The sequence below is a fragment of the Ignavibacterium sp. genome (assembly GCA_032027145.1).
Classification (GTDB): Bacteria; Bacteroidota; Ignavibacteria; order Ignavibacteriales; family Ignavibacteriaceae; genus IGN3.
In genome coordinates this window covers 2,259,159-2,273,374 of record JAVSMP010000001.1, presented here as the reverse complement: position 1 = coordinate 2,273,374, position 14,216 = coordinate 2,259,159, and the positions used below count along the sequence as shown (strand labels likewise).

General features: G+C 32.3%; 13 protein-coding genes and 1 tRNA gene. 4 read left to right on the top strand and 10 right to left on the bottom strand.

Translation table 11 applies throughout. From position 1 onward, the window contains the following. Positions 1 to 32: 32 nt before the first annotated feature. From fusA to ROY99_09495, 9 genes are all read right to left on the bottom strand, one after another. The gene (gene fusA, locus ROY99_09535; GenBank protein ID MDT3696621.1) at positions 33 to 2,126 is read right to left on the bottom strand and encodes an elongation factor G; all 2,094 of its coding nucleotides are present in this window, start codon (positions 2,124 to 2,126) and stop codon (positions 33 to 35) included. Between the two features lie 42 nt (positions 2,127 to 2,168). Beyond that, positions 2,169 to 2,555 carry a hypothetical protein gene (locus ROY99_09530; protein MDT3696620.1) on the bottom strand — a complete coding sequence of 129 codons (387 nt, stop codon included), beginning with the start codon at positions 2,553 to 2,555 and terminating at the stop codon, positions 2,169 to 2,171. A 9-nt stretch (positions 2,556 to 2,564) separates the two neighbouring features. Then, positions 2,565 to 2,981 (bottom strand): YtxH domain-containing protein, encoded by a 417-nt coding sequence (locus ROY99_09525; GenBank protein MDT3696619.1) that lies wholly within the window; start codon positions 2,979 to 2,981, stop codon positions 2,565 to 2,567. 160 nt (positions 2,982 to 3,141) lie between these two features. Next, complete coding sequence (locus ROY99_09520; protein MDT3696618.1) at positions 3,142 to 4,098, bottom strand: lysylphosphatidylglycerol synthase transmembrane domain-containing protein; 957 nt, start codon at positions 4,096 to 4,098, stop codon at positions 3,142 to 3,144. Further along, positions 4,098 to 4,676 (bottom strand): Maf family protein, encoded by a 579-nt coding sequence (locus ROY99_09515; GenBank protein MDT3696617.1) that lies wholly within the window; start codon positions 4,674 to 4,676, stop codon positions 4,098 to 4,100. Before ROY99_09515 ends, ROY99_09520 begins: the two co-directional genes overlap by 1 nt. Continuing rightward, on the bottom strand, positions 4,663 to 5,943 hold the full coding sequence (locus tag ROY99_09510; GenBank protein ID MDT3696616.1) for a SpoIID/LytB domain-containing protein: 1,281 nt from the start codon (positions 5,941 to 5,943) through the stop codon (positions 4,663 to 4,665). The genes ROY99_09515 and ROY99_09510 overlap by 14 nt, the downstream gene beginning before the upstream one ends. Positions 5,944 to 5,946: 3 nt before the next feature. Continuing rightward, positions 5,947 to 6,345 (bottom strand): hypothetical protein, encoded by a 399-nt coding sequence (locus tag ROY99_09505; protein ID MDT3696615.1) that lies wholly within the window; start codon positions 6,343 to 6,345, stop codon positions 5,947 to 5,949. 111 nt (positions 6,346 to 6,456) lie between these two features. Then, on the bottom strand, positions 6,457 to 7,821 hold the full coding sequence (locus ROY99_09500) for an MATE family efflux transporter (GenBank protein MDT3696614.1): 1,365 nt from the start codon (positions 7,819 to 7,821) through the stop codon (positions 6,457 to 6,459). Positions 7,822 to 7,900: 79 nt separating this feature from the next. Beyond that, positions 7,901 to 7,973: transfer RNA gene (locus ROY99_09495), tRNA-Ala, on the bottom strand. Between the two features lie 332 nt (positions 7,974 to 8,305). Between ROY99_09495 and ROY99_09490 the strand changes: the two genes are divergently transcribed. Continuing rightward, a complete protein-coding gene (locus ROY99_09490) occupies positions 8,306 to 8,725 on the top strand; it encodes a hypothetical protein (protein MDT3696613.1) in 420 nt (139 codons plus the stop codon). Here ROY99_09490 and ROY99_09485 read toward each other — a convergent pair. Continuing rightward, positions 8,722 to 9,714, bottom strand: a complete 993-nt coding sequence (locus ROY99_09485; protein ID MDT3696612.1) for an NAD(P)-dependent oxidoreductase — start codon at positions 9,712 to 9,714, stop codon at positions 8,722 to 8,724. The two genes, ROY99_09490 and ROY99_09485, sit on opposite strands and share 4 nt — an antisense overlap. Before the next feature lie 105 nt (positions 9,715 to 9,819). Here ROY99_09485 and ROY99_09480 point away from each other — a divergent pair, with 105 nt between their 5' ends. The 3 genes from ROY99_09480 to ROY99_09470 all read left to right on the top strand — a co-directional run bounded on the left by ROY99_09480 (position 9,820) and on the right by ROY99_09470 (position 14,216). Then, the gene (locus tag ROY99_09480) at positions 9,820 to 11,010 is read left to right on the top strand and encodes a pyridoxal phosphate-dependent aminotransferase family protein (GenBank protein ID MDT3696611.1); all 1,191 of its coding nucleotides are present in this window, start codon (positions 9,820 to 9,822) and stop codon (positions 11,008 to 11,010) included. Between the two features lie 65 nt (positions 11,011 to 11,075). Further along, positions 11,076 to 12,206: a hypothetical protein gene (locus ROY99_09475; GenBank protein MDT3696610.1), complete on the top strand. Its 1,131-nt coding sequence runs from the start codon at positions 11,076 to 11,078 to the stop codon at positions 12,204 to 12,206. A 15-nt stretch (positions 12,207 to 12,221) separates the two neighbouring features. Beyond that, positions 12,222 to 14,216, top strand: a complete 1,995-nt coding sequence (locus tag ROY99_09470) for a peptidylprolyl isomerase (GenBank protein ID MDT3696609.1) — start codon at positions 12,222 to 12,224, stop codon at positions 14,214 to 14,216.

The following is a 14,216-nucleotide window of genomic DNA, read 5'->3' as shown; positions in this document are numbered from 1 at the left end:
AAAAAAAGCGGAGTATAACTCCGCTGTAAATATTACTTATCCTCTTCTCTTGATTTATTATATTCTTCGATTACTTTTTGCTCAACTTCTTTAGGCACTTCTTCGTAATGAGAGAATTTTCTTTTATGCACTCCCCTGCCTTGTGTTAAACTGCGTAATTGTGAAGAATATTTGTGAAGCTCGGATAAAGGAACAAGCGCTTTAATTATTTGAAATTTTCCATCAGAATCCATACCTAATATCTTACCGCGTTTACTTGAGATATCTCCCATTACATCGCCCATATATTCATCAGGTACAACAACTTCAATTTCATAAATTGGTTCAAGTAAACAGGGTTTACATTCTAAGAATCCTTTTTTAAAACATTGGATAGCAGCTAGCTTGAAAGACATTTCATCAGAGTCAACATCATGATAAGAACCAAAATGCAGTGTAACTTTAACATCAACTACTTTGTTGCCTGAAAGCACTCCTTTATTCATAATTTCAGCTATTCCCTTTTCAACAGCAGGTATAAATCTTCCCGGAACAACACCGCCCACAATTGCATCAACAAATTCAAATCCTGTTCCTCTTGGCAAAGGTTCCATCTTAAAATGAACGTGACCATACTGTCCTCTACCGCCCGATTGTTTTTTATGTTTGTATTCTACATCATCTACTCTGCCTTTGATAGTTTCGCGGTATGGAATTCTAGGTTCAATAAGATCAACATCAACTTTGTATCTTTCTTTTAATCTCTTGGCAGCAAGAGCAAGTTGAAGTTCTCCCTGTCCCGAAATAATTGTTTGAGATATTTCGGGATCATACTTTACAAAAAATGAAGGGTCTTCTTCGTGTAGTGTATGCAAGCCGGATGCAATTTTATCTTCATCGCCCTTTGCTTTTGGCAAAATTGCACTTCTTATAACAGCTTCAGGAAATTCTATCTCATCAATAATTACAGAAAGACTTTTTGATGCTAATGTATTATTAGTATGAGTATCTTTTAATTTTACAACTGCACCAAGATCACCGGCTGTTATCTGTGTTACATCTTTTCTATTTCTTCCGTTTAATATTGAAAGCTGACTTAATCTCTCTGTCTTACCATTCGATTCATTTATTAAATCCAAACCTGCTTTAACTGTACCGGAGTAAACTTTGAACAAAGAAAGTTCACCGACATGCTGTTCAGCTACGGTTTTAAATACAAACAAAACTGGTTCACCTGCAGAGTCTGGTTTAACTAATACTTTTTCGCTCTTGCCAGATAATTGTGCCTCTTCGCCGCCGCGGTCAGCTGGTGAAGGGAAATATTGTGTTACAAAATCCAGAAAGTTATTTAATCCAACTGCTTTGTTGGCAGAGATTGCAAATACAGGAGAGAAACTTCTGCTTATTATTGAAGCTTTGAGTCCGGTTTCGATATCAGAATCTGATAAAGATCCTGTTTCAAAATACTTATTCATTAACTCTTCACTGCTTTCAGCAATTTTTTCAATCAGTTGAGTCCGGTAATCATCGGCTTTAGTCTTTAGATTGGCAGGTATTTCACTTTCGGTCACTTTTTTTGAACCAGCATCACCATAGGTAAAAGCTTTCATTTTTATAACATCAACAACTGCATTAAAGTTTAGACCCTCTGAAACAGGAAAAGTAACAACTATCGCACCTGAAGTTAATCTTTCTTTTGTTTTTTCCAGAGTCTCTTCAAATGTTGAATGTTCGTTATCAACTTTATTAATAATTATAGCAGATGGTAATTTAAACTCGTTAACAAATTTTCCTGTAACTTCAGAACCAACTTCAATTCCTTCGGCAGATTTAATTATCATAACTGCAGTATCACAGACCTTAAGAGCTGATTTTACATCGCCCATAAAATCAGAATAACCGGGTGTATCAAGGATATTAATCTTTTTTCCGTTCCATTCGATATGCATTAAGGATGTTGAGATAGATATCTGTTTTTCAATTTCATTTGAGGTATAGTCTGATACAGTATTACCTTCCAGTACGTTTCCTATACGATTAATTTCTCCGGCAGTGTATAATAATACTTCTGATAAAGAAGTCTTACCGCTTCCACCATGTCCAATAAATGCTATATTACGTATTAATTCAGGTCCATATTCTTTCAAGGGAATTCCTCCTAATAAATTAAAGGTGAGAATAAAAAACGATTACTTACTTTTAAAACTTCTCCAAAATGTATCAATTCCTTTTCCGATTGCAGTTAGGTTATTAACTAAAGGCATAATGGCATCCTCTATACCGGTTCGGACTTTGCTTTCTAAATTCAATATTTTATCAGCGCGTTCTTTAACATCATTAATAACCGACCGGGAAATTTTTAATTGTTCCTTAGCATCAGATGTTATTTGACTTAAATTTTCGGAAAGCTGAAGAGATGATTGAATAAGCGGCTTAAGGTTGGCAGCAAGCTCTTTAATATTCTTATCAACGGACTGCACTGATTTTACTATTTTATTCAAATAGAAAATCAGTGCAATACAAAGTGCAGAAGCAGATGCAATTAATATTATAGTAAAGATTTGTATTACATCCATAAATTAACTTTAAGAGTTTTTTGCTTCCTTATAAGCATCAATCCCTGCTTTAACAGAAGACTTTAACCTTTCGGCTTCAGATTCAACTTTTTCTTTTCCTGCCTGAAAAGCTTCAGTTGTTTTAACTTTTGCATCTTTAAAAATCTTTTCAGCATCTTTTAAAATATCTTCTGATTTTGATTTTGCATCAAGAATTATTCTTTCAGATTTCTTTTTGCCTTCATTTATCAACTCTCTTGCTTTGTCTTTTGCCTCAGCAAGATATTTTTCAGCTTCATCCAAATACTCTTCTGATTTCGATTTTATATCAGCTCTTAGTTCTTTACCGCTTTTGGGAGCTGTTAACAGCGCAATAATTGCACCTACAGTACCCCCAGCTAGAAATCCTATAAAAAATCCTTTTGCAAGATTATTATCACGTGGCATATCAAACTCCTTTCTATATAAAATTACCTGTCAAAATATATCAATAGGGCTTTCTAAAATCAAGGTAATGTAAAGCTTAAGTTTCAAATTCATTTTTATTTTACAGATTTAAAACCTCATTATCAGTATCATTACAGATGTTTATAAAAACGATAAATTATCAATCATTTTCAAATGAAATCTCTTTACCAAACTTCTTTTGATAGATTATCAGCCCGATAGCACCAATTAAAACAGCAAACCATAAAGTAACTACTCTTATTATAAATGTTGAAGCAGTAGCATCATTTTCCGAAAGCCCTTGTTGAACAGACATCAGAGTTAAGGAACCTTCTGTTACTCCTAATCCCCCGGGCAGCATTGAAACTGCACCTACAATTGTTGCAAAACTATAACTAAATAAAGACCATATAAGACTAAAACCTGAGTTAAAGTTTGAAATAACTATATAATAACCTATTCCCTCCAGTCCCCAGGAAAATGCACTTAAAGCAGTCATAGTTATGAGTGGAAAAAAAGATAGTAAAGCAGAAGAAGAATCGTAAATGTTTTGCATTTTTAAAACATGCTTTTTTAGAAAATTTATTTTTAGTGCCAAACGAATAATCAATTCAAACACTTTTCGATTAGTGAGGATAATAATTCCAATAAGAATTATTGCTAATATTATTACAGCAATTATTTTTCCGTAATTAAAATAATAAGCACCTAAAACTGATAATAAGGTTAATGCTAAAAAATCCGTAATCCTTTCTGCAAAAATGATCGGCGCTGTTTTACTAACTGGTGTGCTGTTAACTTGCTTTACAAGATAAGATTTTAATAACTCTCCCATTTTCCCGGGTGTAACACTCATTACTAAACCGGATAGAAATATTGCAAGTGAATCGAAAAATTTCAGACTAACTTTAATGATCTTAAGATAATACTGCCATTTTAAAAATCTGGTTAAATAATTACCCAGTGAAAGGAATAATAGAATAGGCATTAACCACCAACTAAATCTGCTGAAAGACAAGATGATTTTCTGATAGTCAGCATAGATTATAAAAGCCAGATAGACAATTGCAGCAAGAGCAATAGATAATAATATTTTCTTATGCAGCAGTTTCAGCATTAAATAATCCTTGATAATGCGCGGTATAATTTTGCCAAAGGTAAACCTACTACATTATAATAGCACCCGTTAATCTTTTTAATAAACACAGCCCCAAAATCATCCTGAATTCCATAAGCACCAGCTTTATCCATTGGGCTTCCAGATGCTACATATTTTTTTATCTCCTGATCAGAAAGATTATGAAAAGTTACTTTAGTCTTTTCATATTCAGAAATGGTTTTTTGATTAATCGAATTAAAGACAGAGAATCCAGTATAAACTATATGAGTACGACCGCTTAGTAACTTTAAAGTTCTAAAAGCATCTTTACTATCTTTTGGTTTACCTAAAATCTTTCCATCTAAAACAACAATTGTATCTGCTGTTATTATAATTCCATCTGATATTTGATTTTTTGCAATTTCCAACTTTTCTCTTGAAAGTCTTACTACTGCATAAGAAGGTTTTTCATTCCTTTTTACAGTTTCATTTATATCAATTCCGAATGACTTGAATTTGAGACCTAACTGTTTCAATAACTTTCTTCTTCTGGGAGATTTTGAAGCAAGATAAATTTGAATTTTAGAATTTATCATCAATTAAAATAATTTCTGTTCCTGGATAATAATGATTTAAAATATCTTTATAACTTATCCCCTGTTTTGATTGACCAATTGCTCCCCATTGACACATACCAACACCATGTCCAAAACCCTTTCCATTTATCAGAACATTTTTATTTGAATCTAAAGTTATATTAAACATTGTACTTCTTAAAATTGAACTGCCATCAGATGTTTTTATAATGCTTCTGATATTATTACTAAACAAAGAAATATTTTTTATCTGACCGTCTGTGTTTATCAAATTAATTTTTAACTCATTAACTCTTCCTGATTCAAATCTGGAATCAACTGAAATGTCCTGAATTGAATAATCTGAATTTTTCAATAACCCTGAATTAAAAAGTCTATTAATAAAAAGGCTTTCTGAATATTTTTCAGTCCACTCATATCTTGGAGATACTTTGCAGAATGGATCTAAACCATCTTTAATGCTTATAAGATAGGGCACTTGTTCTGAATTAAAAACATTTTGTACATCTTCAGTAAATCCGCCGCAAGTTGAATGATAAAAAACTTGTGCTGGTTTTCCATCAAAAGATAATATTTGTCCGGCTGTTTCATCAACAATCTGATTAGTGAAGTCGGTTTCAGATACAACGCCGCCATAAACCTGATCTCTGGTATCAGGATAAAGATCGAACGAATCTCTTTTTTGTGCTATTCGGTTAAATGCATAAGTTCTGATACAAATTGAAAATGCTTTAAGAGCATTATAGTTGTCATTTCCTTTTCCAACAGGCATTTCACGGGTCATAACTCCTTTAACATAATCTTCAAGTCTTAATTCATTAACTATTTTAATTTCATTATTTAAATTAAACACCCTCAGTTTACCACGATATTTTTTCTCATCAATAACAATAATTTTATTATCGGCAGCAGATTCAATCCAGAAAACACCTGCAGTAAAAGTTTTATCAGCAATTTGCAGCTTTATATTTTCATTAACTGATGAAAAGTTTAAGTTATTACCACTCTTTACCTCCGCTATAATTTCCGACTCATTTGATAAATAGAGTTTATCCTTTACAATAAGAGATAAATTACCCGGTCTTTCATTTACTAATACCCGTACATAAAATGAATCATAATTGTCAGATGCAGTATCATCATAAATTCTTTTTACAGATGAACAAGAGATAAAAAAAATGAGGAAAGAATAAAGAAATAATTGGAGATAGAAGTTTTTATTAGAAAACCGGTTCAGCAAAAAAGAAAACGAAGAATAGAACTTCACAAATTATCTGAACATAGCCTTAATACTGCCCCAGGTTCTTTTAACACCTGAAATGCTATGAGAGACAGTGGTTTCGTTGGAATATGTAATCTGACCGTTATTGTCAACAATCTTTAAACGATAGATAAAGATAAGATCATTTGTCTTATAGGCATTCTGATCAATATATGAGTAATAAGAATTGCTCCCTTTAGGGGTAATTGTTCCAACTTCAGCAAAACTACTTTGCGGTGTTTTACGCTCAATAACAAACTTTTGAAGATTATTCTCTTCACCGGTTTGCCATTCAAGTTTTATATTATCTGATTCGCTTTTACCTTGGAAATACTGAATAAATGCACCACCATAAACTGTGGCAATCAGAAGCAAAACCGCTATAATTGTTGAAGTTTTTGTTTTCACAACCAAAATATATTCCCATTAGTTAAGATTGTCAAGTTTTTTATGTAAAAATAATTCTCAATTTATTTTACACCGAATGCTATAATATACCAAGCATATTTACAGATATAACTAATTTTCCAGATTTATCGGAATATTGGTATTCCAGTTTTTTGAGTTAAATCTGATAAACACCGCAATTGAATAAATAATAATATAACCTGGCAGCGCCATCCAGGCACCTGTTAATCCAAAGTCTAATACAACACCTAACAAATATGCTAATGGTACAAAAATTATAAGATTAGTAACCATTTCGGCTACCATCACAAAAACAGTTCTACCGGCAGCTTGTAATGCGTTTGCCAATACAACACCGGTAGCGTAAAATATTTGTGTTACTCCAGCTATTCTTAATGCAGGCTTTGCCATTTCAATAATTCCCCAATCAGTTGTAATAATGAGAAGAACATATTGTGGAATTGAAATAAAAATTATTCCAAGGATAATTGTAAAAATCGTAGCAACTTTAACAGTTTCAAATCCATAAAGCTTTGCAAGATGAAATTTCTTTGCCCCAAGATTATTTCCCACAAGTGTTTGAACAGCAGCTCCAAATCCAAACAGAGGCAAAAAAGACATAAATAAAGTTGATATAATTGCCTGAGTAGCTGCTTGCTGCTTTGTTCCAATTATTCCAGTAATCGAAACAAAACTTAAAAATCCTATTAATACAAAAACATTCTGAAACGATACAGGTAAAGAAATTTTAAAGATTCCTTTTATTATTTCAGTATCAACTTTAAAGAATCTGAAGTTCTGATATCGTTTCCTATATACCGGCAGAAGTATTATTATCAGATAAAACAAAACATCTATTACAGTTGCAAGCGTAGAACCTAAACCAGCACCTGCAAGTCCCATCCTCGGCATTCCAAACTCACCATAGATAAAAATATAGTTAAAAATAATATTGAAAAAATTTGTCAATATTCCAGAGATCATAAAAACCTTTGTTTTACCTATGCCAAAGAAAAAACCGCGAAAAGATACAGAGATAAGAAAAAAAGGTATTCCTAAAAATCTGAAGAACAGATAATCTGAGGCATATTTTGCTACCATATCATCACTGGCAAAAAAATCAGCAATTGTTGAAGCAAAATAATCACCAATTACAGTAACGATTATTCCAATACTGAATGAAATGATCAGTGAGTTATTTAATGTGTTTCCGCATTCTAAATAATTTGCCTGACCAAATCTTCGGGCAACAATTACATGTGTTCCTGTAGCTAAACTGGAAAAGAAACTGACCAGAGCCCAAGTCGCGAGAACTCCGATTCCCATCGCTGCAAGTGCATAAGTTGTTTCTTCTAACCTGCCAACCATAGCTGAATCCACCATTGAAACGACCATCTGTGTTGAAAGACCAGCTATTGCAGGTAATGAAACCCTTAGTATCTTTTTATAATAATTGTTAACAGGTAATAAATTCATTCAACATAAATAATAAAATAGTTACAACACAATATTGCAGCCCCCTATAAAAAAATACCCACAATGAAGTGGGTTAAAGTGGAGCTAAGCGGGATCGAACCGCTGACCTCTTGAATGCCATTCAAGCGCTCTCCCAGCTGAGCTATAGCCCCGAATTTTTTATTTTATCTAAGTAAATATTCTGTCTTTAATTATTCAACAAACAGTTTGAATTTTTTCACAATTTAATATTTGTGAACCGATGACCTTCCCGATTACATCGGGACGCTCTCCCAGCTGAGCTATAGCCCCAGATATTTTCTATTTTATTAGTAAAAAGAAATTCTGTTTATAATTGAAATCATCAAATGATAATTTTTCAAATTTCTTTTATAAAAATAGAAAGGTTAAATAAAAATACCAATTTCAAAACAATAATAGAATGATTTTTTCATTTTTATATTTGTTCAAATTCATTAAATAGTTTCAGGTAATTTTGAACTTTATGAATATTCTTTACACCAATAACATTTTAAGATTTTTAGTTTTAACAGCATTTTCATTAATATTGATTTCGTGTGATGATACTTTAACAGTTGAAGATGTTGATTCCAAACCAATGCCTCAGTCAAATATCAGTTTCGCGGAGAATATTTATCCGATCTTACAGGTTAAATGTGCTTTTTCAGGTTGTCACGCACAGCCTAATCCATCAAAAGGATTGGACCTTTCCACTTATTCTGGTGTTACTGCAGATCCAACTATTGTATTTCCACGTGAACCGGATTTAAGTAAATTAGTATGGACAATTGAAGCTAGACCGCCATTCCCACCAATGCCGCCTGTAGGTTATGCAAAGCCGGTAACAAACGAACAAATCCGTGGAATTAAAAAATGGATTGAAGAAGGTGCTCTGAATAATTAAAACCATTTCATTTCTTTATACCATTCTACTGTTCTTTCAATACCATCTTCAATTGAAATTTTTTGTTGATAACCTAAATCTCTAACCGCTTTAGAAGTATCACAAGTCCAGTATTGTTGTGTAAGATCCTTTGCCTTTTCTATGTTTAAAGTTGCAGGTTTCTTACTAAATACCGCAAAAAATTGTGCGATAGCCGCTATAGTATAAACTAAAAAATGCGGAACTTTTATCACTAATGGTTTTTTGTTCAGGACTTTTGATGTTATCGAATTTATTTCCTGCCAGGTATAAAACTTTTCAGAACTGATAAAATAAATTTCACCTTTAGCTTTTTCGTTTACTGCTGCAAGATAGAATCCTTCTACCAAATCAACTGCGTGAATAAGACTGAGCTCTTTTTTATCAAATCCAATCGTAGTAGTTATTCCTTTACTGAAAGTTTGAAAATAAATAAAGATTTCTGTATCACGCTCACCATAAACTGCCGGTGCCCTGCAAATTGTTATCGGAAGCTTATCTTTATAAGATAAAACAAGTTTCTCTTCCTCATATTTACTTTTTCCATAAGTTGTAATAGGAACCGGAATTGTATTTTCATCAACCGGTTTTTCTTTTGTTGATGGACCAGCAACAGTTTGACTGCTGACAACCAAGAATCTTTTTATTGATGATTTAAATTCTAATGCAACTTCCAGGAGTATTTTGGTTGTATCAACATTTCCTTTAAAGTAGCCTTCTTTAGTTTTAGATTTAACTACCCCTGCAACATGGAAGATATAATCAGCATCTTTAAATGCCTTTCTTAATCCATCCTTATCTAATAATCCGGTTTTAAATAACTCAATATTTTTTCCTTCAAGCCATCTAAGATTACTTGATTCCCTTACTAAACATCTTACTGTAAATCCTTTGCTTAAAAGATTATCTACCAGATGGCTTCCTACAAAACCATTCGCACCTGTTACTACTGCTGTTTGTTTGTTATGCATTTTAAGTTTATTTGTTTTTAAGTCTATTTAATGATAATTTTTACACACAATTTAATAAAAAGTGGAATCACTTTTAGTTAATCCTTTTAAACTCAGGAGGAATTTTTGGATCTGTTTAAAAAATGTTACGAATTTACTCGCGCTGATGAAGTTAAAGCGATGGGCTTTTATCCTTACTTCAGACCAATTGAAGAAAATGAAGGACCGGTAGTTATGATTGAAGGTAAGAAAATCATAATGGCAGGATCAAATAATTATTTAGGTTTAACTGGTCATCCTTATGTTAAAGAAGCAGCTATTAAAGCAGTTGAGAAATATGGAACAGGCTGTTCCGGTTCACGTTATCTAACCGGCACTCTTGATTTACATATTGAATTGGAATCAAGGCTGGCAAAGTTCTTTAATGTTGAAGCGGTATTACTTTTTAGTACAGGCTATCAATCTGCTCAGGGAGTAATTCCAACATTAGTTCAAAGAAATGATTTTGTTATTTCGGACAAAGACAACCATGCCTGTATTGTTGCTGGAACTTTAATGGCAAAAGGTGCTTTAGGAGGGCTCGCCCGCTATAAGCATAATGATATGGAGGATCTTGAAAAAACAATCTCTAAACTTCCCTCAGAAGCTGGAAAATTAATTGTATCAGACGGAGTTTTTAGCACAGGCGGTGAAATTGTTGATCTGCCGCATTTAATAGAAATTGCTAAAAAATATGAAGCAAGAGTAATGATTGATGATGCACATTCAGTTGGAGTTATTGGTAAAGGCGGAAGAGGCACTGCAAGTGAATTTGATCTTGTTAAAGAAGTTGATCTGACAATGGGCACATTCAGTAAAACATTTGCATCGTTAGGCGGCTTTGTTGCCGGAGCTGAACGGGTAATAAACTTTTTGAAACATTTTTCTCCAGCTTTGATATTCAGCGCTTCTCCAACACCAGCTTCTGTTGCTTCTGCATTAGCAGCATTGGATATTCTGGAAGCTGAACCGCACCGGGTCAATATGCTTATTGATAATGCTAATTATATGAGAAAAAATCTTAAAGAAAAAGGTTTTAATGTTATTGACGGACGAACAGCAATTGTGCCGGTAATTGTTGGAGATGATGCACTCGCATTTCAGATGTGGCGAAAACTTTATGATAGAGGAGTTTTTGTAAATGTTTTCATTTCACCTGGTGTTCCCCAAGGAAGACAAATGATGAGAACAAGTTATATGGCTACACATCAGAAAGAACATCTTGATGAAATCATAAATATTTTTGAAATAACTGGCAAGGAGCTCGGACTTATTTAAGTTTAATCAAACTGAATAAAAGCATACTCAATGACGGGTATGCTTTTTTTTATTAAGGAAAGTTTATGCAAGATATAATAATCAAAAAAGTTGAATCGAAATCAGATCTAAATACATTTATTAAATGTCAATGGAATTTTTATAAAAATGACCCTTATTGGGTTCCGCCTTTAATTATGGAAAGAAAAACTCTGTTGAATAAAGATAAAAATCCATTCTTTCAGGATGCTTCAGCAGATTATTTTATTGCGTATAAAAATAACCAAATCGTTGGCAGAATTGCAGCAATTAAAAACGATACACATCTGAAACTTCATAAAGATAATTCAGGATTTTGGGGATTCTTCGAATCTATAAATGATCAACAGATTGCAAATGCTCTTTTTGATACTGCAAAGAACTGGCTGAAAGATAAAGGATTGACTAGAATGTTAGGACCAGCTAATCCTTCAAGTAACGATGAATGGGGAATGCTTTTGGAAGGGTTTGATGATTCACCAAGATTATTAATGACTTATAATCCAAAATATTACCTTACATTATGTGAAAATTATGGAATGTCGAAAGCCAAAGATCTTTATGCTTACAAATTAGAAAATCATAAAGTAATGTCTTCCGAAAAAGTAAAAAGAGTTCAACAAATTGCAAGAGATCGTTATAAATTAAAGATCACCCAATTAGACATGAAACATTTCCAAAAAGAACTTGAGAAAGTAAAGATAGTGTACAATAAAGCCTGGGCACCAAATTGGGGATTTATTCCAATGACTGGAGCGCAAATTGATGCTATGGCAAAAGATCTTAAACAACTAGCAGAACCATCATTAATTCTATTCGGAGAAATAAATAATCAGTTAGTCGGCTTTTCTTTAGTAATGCTTGATTATAATCAGATATTTAAAAATATGAATGGAAGACTTTTACCATTTAATTTTTTAAAACTTTTTACTCAAAAAAAGAATATTACCTGGTCAAGAATTATCACTCTCGGCATAATACCCGAACATCAGAAAAAAGGACTTGATGCAGTTTTTTACTGGGAAATTGTTAACCGTGCACACGCACTCGGAATTGATCTGGGTGAAGCAAGCTGGATTTTGGAAGATAATGAAATGATGAATAGAGGTGCAGAAATTTTAAATGGTGAAATCTATAAAAAGTATAGAATCTGGCAATCCGACTTTGATCAAAATTGAGTCTGTGAAAAGTAAATGAGAGTCATCTGTATTCTAGTTGTCCTGAGTAATCTTATAATTGCTCAGTATAATTCCACTATGCATGACCTTATCAAAACAACTTACGAAAGAAGTTTTGATAAAAATATTATCTCTAAATATTTACATACCGATGATGAAAGAAAAATACACTCAGCAATCCTCTCAATAGCTCATAGTGAAGATACTACTTTAGTCCCTGATTTAATTAAGCTTGATATGTTGCATTATGGCAGTGATGTTTGTTTTGCTCTTGGGCAAATCGGTAGAAGCGAACAATCACTGAATTTTTTATGGGATAATCTGCAAGCCCCTGTGTCTGAAAATTTCTTTGGTGATATTTTTTATACAATTGGTAAAATCGGGAATCAGAATGATTTTAAAAAACTGATCGATTATTATAAATCATATAGAAAATCCCTTTTCCCTTATGAAGGAATAGCTGAAGGCATACTTCAATTTCAAATTCGCGGAATAAAAAGTGAAGAAGCAAAAGCAATTTTAGAAATTGAAATTACACATCCGCTTTCAACAAAAAACAGAATCAAGCAGGCTTTATTTACATTAGCAAGATACGGAGATAATAACCTGAGCAAAGATAATATAGGAGAATTGCTCAACTCTGATTTTGCAAGAGAAGATGATCAGTTTTTAACATTTGTTTTAATGAATATCAATAATAAAAACAGTTTAGAAATTGCTAGCTTAAACTTATCGGGTATTTTAAATTCAACAGACTTCTCAGCAAAAATTCAACTTATTAAAGTGCTGCATCTATTAGGAACTAATTTAAATTCATTCCCTGCTGAAAATATTAAATTATACTTAAGTTTCTTAAATGATAGTAATCCAAATGCAGCTTTACAATCAGCGATATCTATAAAAAACATTAAGCCATTTTTAAACGATGTATTAAAGTCTTTTATCAAAAGTGAAACTGATAGTATGATGTTTGATATAACAAGATCAGCGGATTTTATTGGTGAACTTTTCTTATCCAAATTTGAGTTGTTTGGCAATTATGAGGATCATAAAAAATTATTAAATCATATTAAACTTGGCAAAAAATATTGTTATAGATTTTATGCAAAAAATCCTGATCTAAATAATGCATTCAAATTATTATACGATTCTTATTTTTCAACATCAGATTCATTAGACCGGATAACTCTTCTTTCTTTAATGCTTAGTATCAAGGATAAAGTATATGAAACTATTGAATTAAAACAAGTTATTTTATCCGCTTTACAATCATCTTTCGCTCCCTTGATTTCAATTGCTGCTGATGCAATTGATGTGGATTTTGTAGCAAAAAATAAAAGAGAGTTAAAGGACTTAATCTTTAATCAAATTAATAGTTTCAAGGATAAATCAGATTACCTTGAAGCTGTAATTTCTTTAGTTAATCTCTCAGAAAAAATTGATCAGGATTTTTATACTGAAATAATTAATAATGTAAAGTTATCAAAGCTTTATTCTATCAGGAGATTTGTTTCAAATAAAACCGAAGATCATAATATCGGCTTTAAAGAATTAGATAAGTTTGAAGAGATATGGACAAATGCTTTTAAGTATGAAAAAGCAATTATAAAGACAACCAAAGGTAATATTGAAATTGAATTTGATTCTGAAGTTGCACCTGTTTCAGTTGCAAATTTTTGCACGCTTGTAAAAGAAAATTTTTTTAATAAAATAGTTTTTCATCGTGTTGTGCCCGGTTTTGTAATTCAGGCTGGGGATCCAACTTCAACCGGCTGGGGCGGACCAGGATATGATATTATCTCTGAATTTTCCGATAAAAATTTTAACACAGGATATGTAGGAATGGCAAGTGCCGGTAAAGATACTGAAAGCTCACAGTTTTTTATAATGCAAGGTTCTTATCCGCATCTAAATAGAAGATATACTCTGTTTGGTAAAGTAATCAACGGTTTAGAAATAGTTTTTTCTATAACTGAAAATGATAAAATTCTAAGTGTTGAACTTAAATAA